The organism is Kaistella chaponensis (assembly GCF_900156725.1).
Classification (GTDB): Bacteria; Bacteroidota; Bacteroidia; order Flavobacteriales; family Weeksellaceae; genus Kaistella; species Kaistella chaponensis.
This window is the reverse complement of record NZ_FTOI01000004.1, coordinates 142,809-160,275: the sequence shown is the minus strand read 5'-3', so window position 1 is coordinate 160,275 and position 17,467 is coordinate 142,809. Positions and strand designations below refer to the sequence as shown.

Genomic DNA, 17,467 nt, shown 5'->3' with positions numbered 1-17,467 from the left:
TCAAATGACAAAGCATCTGAAGATTCTAATTTATAATTGGAATTCGGTATTCTATTTCTTTTTGGCAACTGCTTTTTTTACTGGTGCTTTTTTAGCCACTGTTTTCTTTGCAGGTGCTTTTTTAGGTTTTTCCTTAAAGGCATTTTTATCCTGAGCAGTAATCCATTTTTTCACCTCCTCCAACGAAACATCACCAAGTTCTTCTGGTGTATATTTTTCATCTTTTGAATTTTTTGGGATTTTAAAAATATTTTTACCATGTTTAACAATTGGTCCCCATCTCGCATTTTCAATAGAAACTTTCTCTGTCTCCCAATGTTGGATATATCGGTTGGCTTCTTTTTCTAACTTCGCTTCAATCAATTCATTGATGTCACTTTGCGAAAGATTATCAAAATCATACCGTTTTGGTACATTAATGAAGATCGATTGATACTTGATAAAAGGACCAAATCTCCCCGTTCCTTTGGTTACCGGTTCTCCTTTGAAAGTCGCAATCGGCGCATCGGCAACTTTCTTTTCCATGATGATTTCTTCGGCTCTTTCCTGGGTGATAGAAAGTGGATCTTCTCCTCTTGGAATACTGATGAACGCTTCACCCCATTTCACGTAAGGTCCAAATCTCCCCACTCCGATCGTAACTGTTTGTCCTTCAAATTCTTTTAAATCAAAAGGTATTTTAAACAACTCTAAAGCCTCTTCTAAAGTAATGGTTGCAATATTTTGACTCGCCATCAAACTGGCGAAGATGGGTTTGTCTTCATCATCCTGCTCTCCAATCTGAACCATCGGTCCAAACCTTCCGATCCTTACCAAAACATTCTTACCGCTTTTAGGATCTACCCCTAGAATTCTTTCTCCATTTGCGCGATCAGCATTTTCTTCAACATCTGTAATTTTCGGGTGAAAATCTTTGTAAAAACCCTCTAAAACTTCTTTCCATTTTTCGCCACCATTTGCAATGTTGTCGAAATCTGCTTCTACTTTTGCAGTAAACCCATAATCAAGAATTTCTGCAAAATTTTGCGTTAAGAAATCATTCACCACTTCGCCGATATCGGTAGGAACAAATTTATTTTTATCGCCACCAAACTTCTCGGTCAACAGTTCTTTTTTCAATCCCGTTTTTCCCAAGGTCATCTTCATGATCTCTCTTTCCTGCGGAATAATTTCTTTTTTATCCACATACTCGCGATTCTGAATCGTTTGAATCGTCGGTGCATAAGTAGATGGTCTTCCGATACCAAGTTCTTCTAATTTCTTTACCAAACCAGCTTCGGTGTATCGAGCGGAAGGACGTGTGAATTTTTGTGTGGCTTCTATTTTTTTATAATCTAAAGCTTCACCAACAGAAACTTTCGGCAATAATTTTTCGTTGTTTTCTTCATCATCATCTTCTGCTTTTACAATTCCATACACCTTTAAAAAACCATCAAAAACGATCACTTCTCCTTGGGCTTCAAAATGGTGTGAAAGCTTATTATTTCCTATTTCAATAACCGTTTTTTCAATTTTAGCATTCGTCATTTGAGAAGCTAAAGTTCTTTTATAAATGAGTTGGTACAATTTATTCAACTGCGCATCACCAATACTTTTGACAGAAAAATCGGTTGGCCGAATCGCCTCGTGCGCTTCTTGTGCTGAAGCAGATTTCGTGGTATAATTTCTTGGATTAGAATAATTTTCTCCAAATTCTGATATAATCTGAGCTTTTGCGCCATTAATGGCTTCTTGCGAAAGGTTTACAGAGTCTGTTCTCATGTAAGTAATAAATCCTTCTTCATAAAGTCTTTGCGCAACTCTCATCGTTCCAGTCACTCCGTAACCAAGACGATTACTCGCTTCTTGCTGCAAAGTTGAAGTGGTAAAAGGTGCAGAAGCAGAACGAGAACCCGGTTTTGTTTCAACATTCAGCACTTTAAATTCTGTATCTTTAGAAAGTTCCAAAAACGCTTCAGCTTCCGTTTCTTTCACAAAATCTTTTTTGAGTTTTGCAGAAATTTCCTGACCGGTATTGTTTAAGAATATGCCTTCGACTTTGTAAGAAGATTTCGATTGAAAACCTCGAATTTCTAGTTCTCTCTCGACTACCAAGCGAACTGCAACAGATTGTACTCTTCCCGCAGAAAGACCAGTTTTCACCTTTTTCCAAAGAACAGGCGACATTTCAAAACCTACAATTCTATCGAGAATTCTTCGCGCTTGTTGCGCATCTACAAGATTTTGATCAATTTTTCTGGGATTTTCTATCGCTTTTAAAATAGCATTCTTCGTAATTTCATGAAAAACGATCCGTTTGGTATTATCGTCATTGAGTTTAAGCTCTTGCGACAAATGCCATGCAATAGCTTCCCCTTCACGGTCCTCATCGGAAGCAAGCCAAATCATTTCTGCTTTTTTTACTGCTGCTTTCAATTCGGTTACGAGTTTCTTTTTATCTGCAGAAACTTCATAATCGGGAGTGAAGGATTGAAGGTCGATTCCCATTCCTTTTTTGGGTAAATCGCGAATATGTCCGAAGCTCGATTTCACTTCGAAATCTTTCCCCAAATATTTTTGAATCGTTTTGGCTTTTGCCGGTGATTCTACGATCACTAAATTTTTTGACATCCTCGAAATTTTTGCAAAAGTAGAAGTTTTTTTTTAATAGTGGCTTTTTACAGAAATTTTACACCTTAATATGCTACAACTCTAAAATCTGAAAACGCTTATCTTTGACAAAAAAAAGAACCGATTTGCATAATTTCATTCAAAATACCATCCAAAGCCAGAAAGTATTCTACCGATATTTTCGTAAAAAAGGTTTTAAAAGATTCTTTAAACAAAATATTTTGGATAGTGAAGGAAGCAATGAGATCAAAGCAAAATCGATTGCACTGGGAGTTTTCGTAGGATTAACGCCACTTTGGGGATTTCATACCGTTGTCATTTTGTTTTTAGCGTCTGTTTTAAAACTCAACAAACTCTTGTCGTATATGGGAACTCATGTAAGTTTTCCGCTGTTTATTCCATTTATTATTTTTCTTTCAATGGTTGTTGGAGGACCTTTTGTAGGCGAACAAGCTCAGTTTACGTACGAAACTCTCGATTTGGAATTTGCCAAATCTCATCTTTTGCAATACGTAATCGGATCATCAATTTTAGCTGCGTCATCCAGTTTAGTCATTGGTTTTTCCACGTATTTTATTCTCGAAAATTTCAAACCATCACGATCAAAATAAGCTGGAATTTACCCTCTGAAATTTCCCGAAAATTCCTTATATTCGCAAACTTAATTAATTAGGATAAAACCTGTTAAACTGATTGAAAATGAAGAAGTTTACCGAATATAAAAATCTCGATTTAACCGCAGTTGCCCAAAACATCACCCAGTTTTGGACCGAAAACGAAACTTTTAAAAAATCCGTAGAAATCCGCGAGGGGAAACCGGAATATGTATTCTATGAAGGACCGCCTTCTGCCAACGGAATGCCCGGAATTCATCATGTGATGGCAAGAGCGCTGAAAGACATTTTCTGCCGCTACCAAACCCAACAAGGAAAACAGGTTTTTCGCAAAGCAGGATGGGATACTCACGGTTTACCTATAGAACTAGGTGTTGAGAAAGAATTAGGCATCACAAAAGAAGATATCGGAAAGAAAATTTCCGTTGAAGATTACAATCAAGCTTGTCGTAATGCTGTAATGCGTTATACCGATGTTTGGAATGATCTGACAGAAAAAATTGGATATTGGGTAGATTTGGAAGATCCATATATCACGTACGAACCCAAATATATGGAAACCGTTTGGTGGCTTCTGAAGCAATTATACACCAAAGATCTATTATACAAAGGCTACACCATTCAACCTTACTCTCCCGCTGCAGGAACCGGTTTGTCTTCCCACGAATTGAATCAGCCCGGAACCTATCGCGATGTTTCTGATACGACCGTAGTTGCGCAGTTTAAGGTTAAAAAACTTTCAGATTCTTTGAACGAGAAGCTGAATCATTTAACTCAAATCATTAATTTAGAAAATGAAACCTGCGGAGGTGTTAATCATTGGGCAGAATTTGATAAAGAGAGCCAAGAACCAAAAACCAAAAACCAAGAACCAATCTACATTTTGGCTTGGACGACCACTCCATGGACTTTACCTTCCAACACCGCTTTAGCAGTTGGTAGAGACATCGAATATGTTTTGGTGAAAACCTTTAACCAATATACTTTTGAACCTGTTCATATTATTTTGGCTAAAGTTCTTCTGGAGAAAAATTTTGGTAAAAAATACTTTGCTGCTACTGAAGAAGATTTCGCAAACTACAAAGCCGACGATAAAAACATCCCTTATCAAATCTTAAATGAATTTACCGGAGCAGATTTAGCCGGAGCAGAATACGAACAATTGATTCCGTGGTTTTTACCAGCGGAAAATCCTGAAAACGCTTTTAAAGTAATCATCGGAGATTTTGTGACGACTGAAGATGGAACCGGAATCGTTCACATTGCACCGACTTTTGGTGCAGATGATGCACGTGTAGCAAAAGAAAACGGAATTCCACCAATGTTGATCAAAGACGAAAACGACAACCTCGTTCCGCTAGTTGATTTGCAGGGAAAATTCTTGAAAGGAGAACATGTACCCGAACTTTTTGCCGGAAAATATATTAAAAACGAATATTACGAAACCGGAACTGCACCCGAAAAATCTTGGGATGTCGAATTGGCAATTCTTTTAAAAACAGAAAACAAAGCCTTTAAAGTAGAAAAATACGTTCACAGTTATCCGCATTGTTGGCGAACCGATAAACCCGTTTTGTATTATCCACTCGATTCTTGGTTTGTGAAAATGACCGCGGTAAAAGACCGTTTGGTAGCTTTAAACGAAACCATCAACTGGAAACCTAAATCTACAGGTGAAGGCAGATTTGCAAACTGGCTCGAAAACGTAAACGACTGGAATCTTTCGCGCTCCAGATATTGGGGAATTCCTTTGCCAATATGGCGTACAGAAGATTTGAAAGAAGAAATCATCATCGGTTCTGTAGAAGAACTAATGGCTGAAATTAAAAAATCTTTGGAAAAAGGTTTCATGACCCAAAATCCTTTTGAAGGTTTTGAAAGCGGAAACATGTCGAAAGAAAATTATGCAAAAATAGATCTGCATAAAAATATTGTAGATGAAATCATTTTGGTTTCACCTTCCGGAAAACCGATGAACAGAGAATCCGACTTGATTGACGTGTGGTTTGATTCTGGAGCAATGCCTTATGCGCAGTTGCACTATCCGTTCGAAAACAAAGAAATGATCGATGAAAGAAAGGCGTTTCCTGCAGATTTTATTGCAGAAGGTGTAGACCAAACCCGTGGTTGGTTTTATACGCTTCATGCGATTGGAACAGCGGTTTTCGATTCTGTAGCTTATAAAAATGTAATGTCGAATGGTTTAGTTTTGGATAAAAACGGCCAAAAAATGTCGAAACGACTTGGTAATGCAGTAGATCCGTTCACAACTTTGGACAAATATGGTCCCGATGCGACGCGTTGGTACATGATTTCGAACGCTAATCCTTGGGAAAATTTAAAATTCGATGTAGAAGGAATTGATGAAGTTCGCAGAAAATTCTTCGGAACACTTTACAACACCTATTCATTCTTCGTGCTTTACGCAAATGTTGATGGATTTAATTATTCAGAAAAAGAGGTCGAAAACCGACCGGAAATTGATCGCTGGGTTTTATCTGAACTGAATTTATTAGTAAAAGAGGTCACAGAATTTTACAATGATTACGAACCGACAAAAGTGGCAAGAGCCATCAATAATTTTGTCAATGATAACTTAAGCAACTGGTACGTAAGACTTTGCAGAAGGAGATTCTGGAAAGGCGATTATTCCGAGGATAAAATCTCTGCTTACCAAACCTTATATACCTGTCTTGAAACAATTGCAAAAATTGCAGCCCCAATTGCACCATTTTTTATGGATCAGTTGTACCAGGATTTGAATAAAAGTACGGGTAAAAATGCAGCAACATCCATTCATTTAACTGACTTCCCGAAAGCAGATGAACGTTTGATCGATCAGGATTTGGTAGAAAAAACGCATTTGGCGCAGCAAATTACCTCAATGGTATTTTCACTAAGAAAAAAAGAAAATATCCGAGTCCGGCAACCTTTGCAAAAAGTCATGATTCCTGTGATGGATGCAAAAATCGAACAACAGATTTTAGCCGTTTCGGATCTTATCAAACAGGAAGTAAACGTAAAAGAACTCGTTTTAATCAATGCGGATGAAGCTTCACATTTGATTGTGAAACAGATTAAACCCAATTTCAAAACTTTAGGAGCTCGACTCGGGAAAGACATGAAACTGGTTGCAGGTGAAATCACCAATTTTACCGCGGAACAGATTTCAACTTTAGAAAAAGACGGGAAAATGGAAATTCAGAGTTATGAAATTTCTTTAGCTGATGTCGAAATTTTCACCAAAGACATTCCAGGTTGGACCGTCGCAAATGAAGGAAAAATGACTGTGGCGTTAGATTTAACATTGACCAAAGAATTGAAAGCTGAAGGTGTAGCAAGAGAGTTTATCAACCGTATCCAAAATTTAAGAAAAGAAAAAGATTTTGAGTTAACTGATAGAATTTCAATTCAATTGGAAGAAAACTCACCCTTTGAAAAAGAAATCCTGAATAACACTACATATATTTCAGAAGAAGTATTGTCGGATCAAATAGAAATTGTAAATTCACTCGCAAATTTCGATGAAATTGAAATTGAAGAGCAGAAATTTAAAGTCAATATTAATAGAGCGAAATAGTTTGGAATAAAGAATTGAGTGTATTCTTTTTCCAAATAAAAAATTAAACACGAAAACTATGGCAGAAGAAAGACAAAGATACAGCGACAGCGATTTGAATGAATTTAAAGAACTAATTCAGGCAAAAATTTTAAAAGCAGAAAGAGATTTAATGCTCGTTCGCGAGAGTTTTATCAACGATCAAAATAACGGAACCGACGACACCTCTCCTACTTTCAAAGCGTTTGAAGAAGGAGCAGAAACTTTAAGCAAAGAACAAAACGCTATTTTAGCCGGAAGACAAGAGAAATTTCTACGCGAGCTGAAAAACGCCTTAATTCGTATTGAAAATAAAACATACGGAATTTGTAGAGTAACTGGTAAACTCATCGGAAAAGACCGTCTTAGAGCTGTTCCTCACGCGACATTAAGCATTGAGGCGAAAAATATGCAACGATAGAATCACTTCAGAAACAAAGTATAACGTACAAAGTATAGCGTGTTTTTTAACCAAGAACACCTTGTACTTTGTACTTTTTACATTAATAAAAATTCATCATGACACTTGTTTACGTTTTACTCGCCGTAGCAGTGATTTTCATCTATTTTTTCCGAAAAGACATTAAAGAAAAAATCATTCCCGACAAAGAAAAAAATTACACCATCGACGATCGGTATAACGCTGAGAAGAAAAAACGGGAAAAAGAAATTGATCATATCCTTAGCAAAATGGGTAAAAATGGAGTAAATGACCTTTCCTCAGCTGATCAAAAACGACTAGACGAACTCTCAAAAAAATAATTAAAATGGAAGCATTAATTGTACATCCTAAAAACCAAATGGAACTGAATGCCTTAAAAAGCGTGATGAAAGACATGGGAATACGGTACGAAAAATTTCACACCAGAGGAGCAAAAACTCAAAATTTTGAGCCAAGAACAACTCCCGTAAAAAAAGAAAAACCGCTAAAAACCTTTAAAGACAAACCAAAGACCAGGGAATAATGAAGAAAATAGCACTCATCACTTTAATCATTCTTTTCATCGACCAAGCCTCGAAATTTTATATCAAAACCCATTTTAATCTCGGCGAAAGCGTGCCTGTTTTTCCGGGTTTTAAATTGACTTTCGTAGAGAATCCAGGAATGGCGTATGGATTTCATTTTGGCGGTTTACTCGGGAAATACTTCCTTGTGATCGTACGAATTGCGCTCATCGGTTTTATGATTTATCTTTTCAGTAAATGGCTGAAAGAAGGGCAATCTAATTATCTGATCATTCCGATGGCGATCATTTTTGCCGGAGCAATCGGTAATTTGATCGATGGAATGTTCTACGGAATGCTTTTCGACAGCGGAACCGTGTACGACGAAAGCATCGAACGATGGATTGACTACGGTGGAATTTCTAAAGTGGTCGAGTTCGGCAGTGGTTATTCTACCTTTATGAAAGGTTGCGTCGTCGATATGCTGCATTTCCCTTTAGTAGACTGGAATGTTCCTGCAAGTTGGCCATTAATCGGCGGAAAACACATCGAGTTTTTTAAATATATTTTTAATGTTGCAGATTCCGCAATTACCGTTGGAGCCGCACTTCTTATTATTTTCAGAAAAAAAGCCTTTCCGAACGGATTTGATTTTTAATTGATTTACCCTAAAGAACTCTTTAATTATTTTGATAACCATCTCAATTTAAAAGAAATCATCACTTATCATTCATCACAAAATGTCTAGAATACTTACAGGAATACAAGCGACTGGAACGCCACACTTGGGAAATTTACTCGGCGCCATTATTCCCGCAATCGAACTTTCGAAAAAAGCAGAAAACGAATCATTTCTATTTATCGCAAACCTGCACTCTTTAACCTTGATTAAAGATGCAAAAATCCTTAAACAAAATACGTACGAAACTGCTGCTGCGTGGCTTGCTTGTGGTTTAGATCCTGAAAAAACTTTTTTCTACAGACAGAGCGACATCCCAGAAACCTGCGAACTTACGTGGTATCTGGATTGCTTTTTTCCTTTTCAAAGGTTAACATTGGCGCACTCGTTCAAAGACAAATCAGATCGTTTGCAGGATGTGAATGCGGGATTGTTTAATTATCCGATTTTGATGGCTGCAGATATTTTACTCTATAACGCCGAAATTGTACCGGTTGGGAAAGATCAGCTTCAACATTTAGAAATCACACGAGATGTGGCAGAAAAATTCAATCGTCAAATGGGCGAAGTTTTCGTGCTTCCAAGTGCTGAATTACAGGAAGAAACCAAGTATGTTCCCGGAACCGATGGACAGAAAATGAGCAAATCGAGGGGGAACATCATCAATATTTTCTTGCCCGAAAAGGAATTGAAAAAACAGATTATGGGAATTGAAACCGATTCTAAATCACTGGAAGAGCCCAAAGATCCTGAAACCGATAAAGTATTTGCTTTATACGAACTCATCGCTACAACTGCTGAAACCGAGACTTTCAGACAAAAATACTTGGCTGGAAACTTCGGATACGGACATGCAAAGACAGAACTGCTGAATTTAGTTTTGGCCCGTTTTGCGAATGAAAGAGAACTCTTTAATTATTACATGAACAATCTGCCGGAACTGGAAGAAAAGTTACAGCAAGGCGCTGCTAAAGCTAAAGTAATCGCGAAGGAAACTTTGGCGAAAGTTCGAGCAAGTTTGGGGGTATAATCTTCCCTTTTCCAATATCTTTCCTAAAAATAACACGTACCACTTCATGAAGTGGTACGTGTCGTTTTAGACCTTGATTCGTATCAAATAAAAAAAACGTCCTTATGTTTTTGCAAAAACGTAAGGACGTTTTGATGAAAACGTAAGGACGTTTTAAGTGAAACGTAAGGACGTTTTGTAACCTCGGCTATAAGAGGGTTTCCAGCTCCTTCAGTTTTTTAATGGTTTTCACGCCATCTGCTTCGAAATTATCATTAAAAACATCGAGGAAAACTACTTCTAAACCGCAAGCTTTTCCGCCTTCTACATCGGCGATCCAATCATCACCAATCATCATTGATTCTTCTGTTTTTGCACCGGCTTTCTTTAAAGCATATTCATAAACTTCGGGGTGTGGTTTCCGAATGTTGATTTCATCCGCACTCGTAATGGTTTGAAAATAATTCTTGATGCCAGAAAGTTCGCATTTTTTGTAGGTAACTTCCTTAAAACCGTTGGAAAGAATGTGGAGTTTGTACTTTTTATTAGAAAGATATTCCAGGATCTCAAACGCGCCTTCTACCAAATCATTATGGTTTAGAATTTCATCGAGAAAATTATTTTCGAAGGTTTGTGCAAGCTCGAAATCATCAATTCCGAAAAAGAGAAAAGAGTCGTAGAAGCGGTGTTTCCGAAGATAATCTTTATCAATCTCCCCATCTCGAATTTGTTCCCACAGTCTTTCGTTAATGGTAAAATATTCGGTGTGGAATTCTTCGAAGCCAAGTGGATATCGATCGCTTACTTGTTCTTTGTTAAAGATTTCTTTCAAAGTGAGATAGGCATTTCTGCGGTGATCCCAAAGCGTATTGTCGAGGTCAAAAAAAATGTGCTGAATTTTCATACAGCACAAATTTAATTAATTTAAGATTAGTTTTGGGAAACAATCTGATTTTTAGTTTTGGTTTTCAGAACAGCAATACTTTTGGAGTAGCTCAGGAGAAAATCGATTGTTTGTCTTTTTGGTTTCAAAAGGTTTTTATTTAAAGTGTCATTTTTTTTCATAGGCGGAACATTTATTTCCCTAAAAACGAAACTTTAATTTAATTATTATGAACGAGTTAAAATAATCTTATGTTCATCCATAATTTTTCGCAAATTGATCAGCGCATACCGCACTCTTCCCAGTGTGGTATTGATACTTGTATGGGTTTGATCTGCAATTTCCTTGAAACTTAAACCATCAAAAAAGCGCAAACTGATGACTTCTTGCTGATTTTCGGGCAAGAAAACCAACATTTTCATGAGGTCTTGCTGAATTTGCTGACTGATTAATCGTTCCTCGATGTTCTCTTCTTTTTCTGAAATTAAATCGAAAATCGAAAACTCGTCATTTTCATAAGTCGTTTCAGAAACTTTCACATGTTTCGATTTCAGCCGGAAATGGTCGATGATGAGGTTGTATGCAATGCGTTTTGCCCAAAGGATAAATTTGCCTTCTTCATTGTATCGCCCTTCTTTCAAAGTAACAATGATTTTCATAAAAGTATCTTGGAAAATATCGTTGGCCAAATCTTCATCCATTAACTTATAAAATATAAATGAAAAAAGATCTTTTTGGTGCCTCTTGATCAAAACGGGAAGCGTCTGTTCATTGCCGTTCCTGTATTCTGAGATCAACCAGCTATCGGTTTGTGTTGTCATAACTCACTTCTGTTTAATTCCCGATTAACACGCCAAATATTATATTCGGGATTTTGATTTCGGTTTGATTTAAAGAAGTATAGTTTTAATCGATAGTATCTTGCTTATTGTTGATGTGGTAAAAATAGTAAAAAAGTTAATACTCTGTTAAAATATTTCAACTATTTACAAAAACTTTCCTATTTTATTAAATCATTCAACAGAACTAGTGGTATGTTGAGTGTAAAATTGATATTGAGGCCTTTCAATTCTTTCCCATTGATTCCCTTTTTATCGAGAGAGAAAGCGTAACCTGCAGTTAAATCTAAAAGACCAAGTAAGTTTACACCGATTTTTGGAGCGGCATATTTGGTGGTTACTTCTGCTCCTGCCAAGAAATAATAGGAATGGTACAAATCTACATTTCTTTCAAAATTAATTAAAACATCTCCCTGTACTTTCGGCATGATCGCAAACTCACTGTTCGCATCGCCCATCAAACCGGAAGCTCCGATTCTGTAAATAACATCATCGGTTTTCAGAAATAGCAAACGACCGCCAATTTCACCGAAACTCTGGTTCTGATAAGCGTAACCGACATGAATCATTTTGTGCATGGTATATTGAGCTTTGACAAAACTTACGGAAAACATCATTATCAAAAGGCAGTAAAGAAGGATTTTCTTCATAGGGGAAATTTATTCGGTGTGTAAAGGTAAAAAAAACTGCTTTATCGTTTCTGATAAAGCAGTTTAAATATTGGAAGATGATTATAGTCCAAATTCTTTCTTAATGTCATCAACTTTATCTAATTTTTCCCAAGTGAAAAACTCTAAATCCTTGATCACTAAATCTGTCCCATCTGCTTTTCTGAAGGTTTTATCAGCAACATAAGGTTCTCTTCCCATGTGTCCATAAGAAGCAGTTTCTTGATAAATAGGATTTCTTAATTTCAAATTTTGCTCAATTGCATAAGGTCTCAAATCGAAAATCTTTTGAATTCTTTCTGCAATTTCGCCATCGTGTAAACCGAGTTTTGACGTTCCGTAAGTATTTACATATAAACCACAAGGTTTTGCAACACCAATCGCATAAGAAACCTGCACCAAAACCTCATCTGCAACTCCTGCTGCAACCAGATTTTTAGCGATATGACGAACTGCATAAGCAGCACTTCTATCTACTTTTGAAGGATCTTTTCCAGAGAAAGCACCACCACCGTGTGCTCCTTTACCACCGTAAGTATCTACGATAATTTTACGACCAGTTAAACCCGTATCTCCGTGTGGACCACCGATTACAAATTTTCCGGTTGGATTGATATGGTATTTTATTTTATCGTTGAAAAGATCTTGAATATCTTTCTTTTGATTGGCTTTCACTTTCGGAATCAAAATTTCAATGATGTCTTTCTCGATTTTTGCAGACATCGCTTCATCACTACCGAAGTCATCATGTTGCGTAGAAACTACAATAGAATCGATTCTTACAGGTTTATGATCATCAGAATATTCGATGGTAACTTGAGATTTTGCATCAGGACGAAGGTATTTGATTGCATTATTTTCTCTTCTTAAGATTGCTAGTTCTTTAAGAATCGTGTGTGCCAAATCCAATGCTAATGGCATGTAATTTTCAGTTTCGTTGGTCGCGTAACCAAACATCATTCCCTGATCTCCTGCTCCTTGATTGTTTGCTTTGGTTTCGAAATCGGTATTTTCTGAATTCCGGTCAACCCCTTGATTAATATCTGCAGACTGCTCGTGAATACAAGAAATCACCCCACAAGAATCACCATTAAACATGTATTCTCCTTTGGTATAACCAATTCCGTTGATTACTTTTCTGGCGATATCCTGTACATCAAGATAAGCGGTAGATTTTACTTCTCCTGCCAAAACTACTTGTCCGGTGGTTACTAATGTTTCACACGCAACTTTTGAATTGGGATCATTTGCTAGAAAATTATCGATGAGTGCATCGGAAATTTGATCAGCGATTTTATCCGGATGTCCTTCTGAAACAGATTCAGATGTAAATAGATAGGCCATATTTCTTTTGTTTTTTTTAAAAAATTTATTTTTAAAGGAAACGGAAGTGATTACAAAAGAAACTAAAATAGAAATTCTGTTTTAGCATTTTTTTGGGAGGTTGCAATCAGTTCAAAATTTTCCTCGTGAAGTATTCGAGTGCAAAACTATAAAAAGGAAATGGAATCTAAAAACATTTTGAAGTTTATTTAAATTCCATTTCCTTAATTATAAGAAGCTAAGTGCTTGTGTAGGTTTCAGTACAATTAATTTTCCCTAAAGTGGACCGCTGTTCTTTGCCTTCCTCTATTATGGAACAAAACATTAATTCAATTGGAAATATTTTAATTTTAAAGTTTCAATATTTTTGTCGGAACCGCCTTTAAAAAAAATTGAATCAGTTTTATTTAATGACTTGAGGGTTTACGTTGGCAAAAGATTCCGGGTCTTTATTGAAATTTAATTTTTGCTCAAGAGACTGTTTTACAAAAATTACAAATTCATCAATGATTTTTTGTTTATAAGTTGGCTTATAATAAATGATGCTTATTTCCCGATACGGAAATGGTTTCCTGAATCTTGCGACCTTATTTTTCTGCTCTTCAGATAATTGGATAATACCCAATTCCGGTAGAATGCTTATTCCGCCTACTTGATCAACCATTTGAACTAAGGTATTAATATTTGAAGCCGAAAACTCAAGATTACTCGGTTTCATAGAATTTTCTTTTAAATGGCAAATATTTTCAAATTGCGTTCGCAAACAATTCCCTTCTTCTAGTAGCCATACTTTATCAACATTAATTTCTTCCGGAATCACGAAAGTATCTTCTTTTTTACTCAAGGTATTTTCAGAAGAATACAACATCAGTTCTTCGTTAAAAAGATGATCGTGGTAAAATTCGTTCGCCGCATCATAAGGTGTTGAAATAATTCCCGCATCTAACTCTCCGGATTTTAGAGCTTTAATAATGCTTTCGGTGGTCATTTCCTTTACATTAAATTCAATTTTTGGGTTTTCCCTTAGAAAAGCAAAAATTTCGGTAGGCAAGATGAAACTAGACACGGTAGGAATAATTCCTAAATTAACTTTCCCCGCCAAAACATTATTAAGAAGACTCGCTTTATTGCGGAGTTCATTCACAGAATCGATGACTCTCTTGGCTTCTGTAATTAGTTCAAGTCCAATATCGGTAGTTCGAATGGGATGTGTGGTGCGGTCAAAAATTTTAACATCAAGTTCATCTTCAAATTTTTGTATCATCGCGCTCAGAGTGGGTTGCGTGATAAAACATGCTTGCGCCGCTTTACCAAAATGTTTATATTTATCAACTGCGATAAGATACTCTAGTTGCTGAATGTTCATATGATTTATTTTATCTATCACAAATGTACAACCTTATCCTCATTTATTAAATAATTACCGTGATTTCAGATTCGAAATTGTTAAATTTGTGTTTGAAAATTTAGAAAAATGGCTACTAAAAAACTCACTACCGATTCAGGAGCTCCCTATTTTGAACATCAAGACTCCCAAACGGTTGGTCCAAGAGGCCCCGTTTTGCTACAAGACTTTATCTTACAGGAAAATCTAGCACATTTTGTGAGAGAGCGAATTCCCGAAAGGATTGTGCACGCCAAAGGAAGTGGCGCGTACGGAAAATTCACCGTTACGCATGATATTTCAAAATATACCAAAGCAAAATTATTTTCCAAAGTTGGGAATGAGTGCAGAATGTTTGCAAGATTTTCAACCGTTGGAGGCGAAAAAGGCAGTGCAGATACAGAAAGAGATCCGCGCGGATTTGCATTAAAATTTTATACCGAAGACGGAAATTGGGATTTGGTAGGAAACAACACGCCTGTTTTTTTCATTAAAGATGCGAAGAAATTTCCCGATTTTATACATACCCAAAAAAGAATCCCCAAAACAAATCTGAAAAGCGCAACCATGAAGTGGGATTTTTGGAGTTTCAATCCAGAATCACTCCATCAGGTTTTAATTTTAATGTCGGATAGGGGAACACCTTATGGATACAGACATATGCACGGATTCGGATCGCACACTTTTTCGATGATTAATAATGATCATGAACGAGTTTGGGTTAAATTTCATTTTAAATCAAAACAAGGAATCAAAAATTTCACCGCAGAAGATGCCCAAAAGATGAGCGGTGAAAACCCAGATTTCGCGCAAGAAGATTTAGTAAACGCCATCGAAAACAATGAATTTCCGAAATGGACTTTGTTTATCCAGGTGATGACCGAAGAACAAGCGCAAGAATTCCGCTGGAATCCCTTTGATGTAACAAAAGTTTGGTTCCACGATGAATTCCCGCTCCTTGAAGTGGGCGAAATGGAACTGAACGAAATCCCAGATAATTTCTTTGCACACGTAGAACAGGCTACTTTTTCGCCGAGTAATTTGATCTCCGGAATCAGTTTTTCCCCTGATAAAATGCTGCAAGGAAGATTATTTTCCTATCCTGATGCGCACCGCTATAGAGTGGGTGTGAATTCACATTTGCTAGAGGTTAACCGATGTCCTTTCTCTGTTAATAATTATAAAAGAGATGGCGCAATGGCGAATTCATCAAATTATAAAGATGCTCCCAATTATTATCCCAATAGTTTTGATGAAATTAAAGCCGATTCTGACTACAAATTTTTAGAATACGATTTAGACAGTACAAGAGTTGCCCATTTTAACCGAAATGAAAATGACGATGATCATTATACGCAACCCGGATTGCTATACACCAAAGCAATGAATCAGGAGGATCGCGCTCATTTAATAAAAAACATCGTCGATTCGATGAACGATATTTCGGGACCTAAAAGAGAAGAAATTATCAACCGCCAACTTTGTCATTTCTTTCGCGCAAACATTGAATTAGGAATGAAAATCGCGATCGGTTTGCAAGTTAACATCGATGCAAATATGATGACACACACTAAAAGTCACGAGTAAAAAAGTACAAATTATTATTTAGCGCTTTAACGAGCGCATTTTTTTAGAAAAATTCACTAATTTGCATTTTATTAATAACAATTTTACAACACAAATGAATTACAATAATATTATTCTCGAAACAGAAGAAAGAACAGCTCTTATTACGATTAATCGACCTGAAAGTTTGAATGCTCTAAATTCTAAAACAATTCAAGAATTAAGCAGTGCTTTTGAAGAATTAGAAAACAACACCTCAATTAGAGCCATTATAATCACAGGAAGCGGAGAAAAATCCTTTATCGCAGGAGCCGACATTAAAGAATTTTCAGATTTTGGTACAAAAGCCGCAGAAGAGCTCTCACGAAACGGACAAAAAATATTATTCGATAAAATAGAAAACCTCAGCAAACCGGTCATCGCTGCAATAAACGGATTTTCCCTTGGTGGTGGTTTAGAATTAGCAATGGCATGTCATATTCGATACGCTTCGGAGAACGCAAAACTCGGTCTTCCAGAAGTAACTTTAGGTTTAATTCCAGGATATGGAGGAACTCAGAGATTACCAAAACTGGTCGGAAAAGGTTTGGCCAATGAAATGATATTTTCTGCCAAAATGATTTCTGCCCAAAAAGCGAAAGAAATCGGTCTTGTCAACGAAGTTTATAGCCTAGAAGAACTCCTGATGAAAACCAAGGAATTGGCAAGCCAAATTTCCAGAAATTCTCCAATGGGAATCTCAAAAGCAATTATTGCAGTTAACCAATCTGATAAAGAAACTGGATTTGAAACGGAAATAAAAGCGTTCGGCGAATTATTTGAAATGGAAGACAAAAAAGAAGGAGTACAAGCGTTTTTAGACAAACGTAAACCTTCTTTCTAAAAAAAATCTACTCACCAAACTATAAAAAAAACACCTTTGGAACCAACGAAATTTGACAAAGCATACTTGAAAATGGCTATCGAATGGTCTAAATTATCATATTGCGAAAGGAAAAAAGTTGGTGCATTAATCGTAAAAGATCGTATGATCATCTCCGATGGTTATAATGGAACTCCTTCTGGATTCGAAAACTGCTGTGAAGATGAAAACGGAAAAACACAATGGTTCGTTTTACATGCAGAAGCAAACGCAATTTTAAAATTGGCAGGTTCTGCGCAATCCGCAAGAGACGCCACGCTTTATCTTACACTTTCACCGTGCAAAGAATGCAGCAAACTCATTTTACAGGCCGGAATAAAAAAACTGGTTTACATAGATCATTACTCCGACAGTGACGGAATAGAATTTCTTAAAAATCACGGAATTAAAATTTTACGGATTCCCGACTATGAATTAAAATAAAACA

The 17,467-nt window shown here is 36.5% G+C and carries 17 protein-coding genes; 10 read left to right on the top strand and 7 right to left on the bottom strand.

From position 1 onward, the window contains the following. Positions 1 to 51: 51 nt before the first annotated feature. A complete protein-coding gene (gene topA, locus BW932_RS05835) occupies positions 52 to 2,610 on the bottom strand; it encodes a type I DNA topoisomerase (RefSeq protein ID WP_076386343.1) in 2,559 nt (852 codons plus the stop codon). Positions 2,611 to 2,714: 104 nt separating this feature from the next. On the opposite strand from topA, the gene BW932_RS05830 reads away from it, so the two are divergent. The 7 genes from BW932_RS05830 (at position 2,715) to trpS (ending at position 9,476) form a co-directional block, all read left to right on the top strand. Further along, positions 2,715 to 3,221 carry a DUF2062 domain-containing protein gene (locus BW932_RS05830; RefSeq protein ID WP_076386341.1) on the top strand — a complete coding sequence of 169 codons (507 nt, stop codon included), beginning with the start codon at positions 2,715 to 2,717 and terminating at the stop codon, positions 3,219 to 3,221. Positions 3,222 to 3,309: 88 nt separating this feature from the next. Further along, entirely contained in the window at positions 3,310 to 6,804 is a 3,495-nt protein-coding gene (gene ileS, locus BW932_RS05825) for an isoleucine--tRNA ligase (protein ID WP_076386339.1), read from the top strand. 58 nt (positions 6,805 to 6,862) lie between these two features. Next, positions 6,863 to 7,243 (top strand): TraR/DksA family transcriptional regulator, encoded by a 381-nt coding sequence (locus BW932_RS05820; RefSeq protein WP_076386337.1) that lies wholly within the window; start codon positions 6,863 to 6,865, stop codon positions 7,241 to 7,243. Between the two features lie 98 nt (positions 7,244 to 7,341). After that, a complete protein-coding gene (locus tag BW932_RS05815; protein WP_076386335.1) occupies positions 7,342 to 7,584 on the top strand; it encodes a DUF6576 domain-containing protein in 243 nt (80 codons plus the stop codon). 5 nt (positions 7,585 to 7,589) lie between these two features. Next, the gene (locus BW932_RS05810; RefSeq protein WP_076386333.1) at positions 7,590 to 7,787 is read left to right on the top strand and encodes a DUF2683 family protein; all 198 of its coding nucleotides are present in this window, start codon (positions 7,590 to 7,592) and stop codon (positions 7,785 to 7,787) included. Then, on the top strand, positions 7,787 to 8,425 hold the full coding sequence (locus BW932_RS05805) for a lipoprotein signal peptidase (protein WP_076386331.1): 639 nt from the start codon (positions 7,787 to 7,789) through the stop codon (positions 8,423 to 8,425). Before BW932_RS05810 ends, BW932_RS05805 begins: the two co-directional genes overlap by 1 nt. An 82-nt stretch (positions 8,426 to 8,507) precedes the next feature. Then, positions 8,508 to 9,476, top strand: coding sequence for a tryptophan--tRNA ligase (trpS, locus tag BW932_RS05800; RefSeq protein WP_076386329.1), 969 nt, complete (start codon positions 8,508 to 8,510; stop codon positions 9,474 to 9,476). A 187-nt stretch (positions 9,477 to 9,663) separates the two neighbouring features. Here the strand turns inward: trpS and BW932_RS05795 are convergent, their stop codons facing one another. The 6 genes from BW932_RS05795 to BW932_RS05775 form a co-directional block, all read right to left on the bottom strand. Next, complete coding sequence (locus tag BW932_RS05795; protein ID WP_076386327.1) at positions 9,664 to 10,359, bottom strand: YjjG family noncanonical pyrimidine nucleotidase; 696 nt, start codon at positions 10,357 to 10,359, stop codon at positions 9,664 to 9,666. A 26-nt stretch (positions 10,360 to 10,385) separates the two neighbouring features. Further along, on the bottom strand, positions 10,386 to 10,520 hold the full coding sequence (locus BW932_RS14440) for a hypothetical protein (protein WP_262493349.1): 135 nt from the start codon (positions 10,518 to 10,520) through the stop codon (positions 10,386 to 10,388). Between the two features lie 45 nt (positions 10,521 to 10,565). Further along, the gene (locus tag BW932_RS05790) at positions 10,566 to 11,159 is read right to left on the bottom strand and encodes an RNA polymerase sigma factor (protein WP_076386325.1); all 594 of its coding nucleotides are present in this window, start codon (positions 11,157 to 11,159) and stop codon (positions 10,566 to 10,568) included. Positions 11,160 to 11,338: 179 nt separating this feature from the next. After that, positions 11,339 to 11,827, bottom strand: a complete 489-nt coding sequence (locus BW932_RS05785) for a hypothetical protein (protein ID WP_076386323.1) — start codon at positions 11,825 to 11,827, stop codon at positions 11,339 to 11,341. A gap of 81 nt (positions 11,828 to 11,908) precedes the next feature. After that, the gene (gene metK / locus BW932_RS05780) at positions 11,909 to 13,189 is read right to left on the bottom strand and encodes a methionine adenosyltransferase (protein WP_076386321.1); all 1,281 of its coding nucleotides are present in this window, start codon (positions 13,187 to 13,189) and stop codon (positions 11,909 to 11,911) included. A gap of 382 nt (positions 13,190 to 13,571) precedes the next feature. Beyond that, complete coding sequence (locus tag BW932_RS05775) at positions 13,572 to 14,534, bottom strand: LysR substrate-binding domain-containing protein (protein WP_076386319.1); 963 nt, start codon at positions 14,532 to 14,534, stop codon at positions 13,572 to 13,574. A gap of 108 nt (positions 14,535 to 14,642) precedes the next feature. On the opposite strand from BW932_RS05775, the gene BW932_RS05770 reads away from it, so the two are divergent. From BW932_RS05770 to BW932_RS05760, 3 genes are all read left to right on the top strand, one after another. Continuing rightward, positions 14,643 to 16,139 carry a catalase gene (locus tag BW932_RS05770; RefSeq protein WP_076386317.1) on the top strand — a complete coding sequence of 499 codons (1,497 nt, stop codon included), beginning with the start codon at positions 14,643 to 14,645 and terminating at the stop codon, positions 16,137 to 16,139. A 94-nt stretch (positions 16,140 to 16,233) separates the two neighbouring features. Then, positions 16,234 to 17,001 carry an enoyl-CoA hydratase-related protein gene (locus BW932_RS05765; protein ID WP_076386315.1) on the top strand — a complete coding sequence of 256 codons (768 nt, stop codon included), beginning with the start codon at positions 16,234 to 16,236 and terminating at the stop codon, positions 16,999 to 17,001. A 36-nt stretch (positions 17,002 to 17,037) separates the two neighbouring features. Then, entirely contained in the window at positions 17,038 to 17,463 is a 426-nt protein-coding gene (locus BW932_RS05760; RefSeq protein ID WP_076386313.1) for a deoxycytidylate deaminase, read from the top strand. The last annotated feature ends 4 nt before the right edge of the window (positions 17,464 to 17,467 follow it).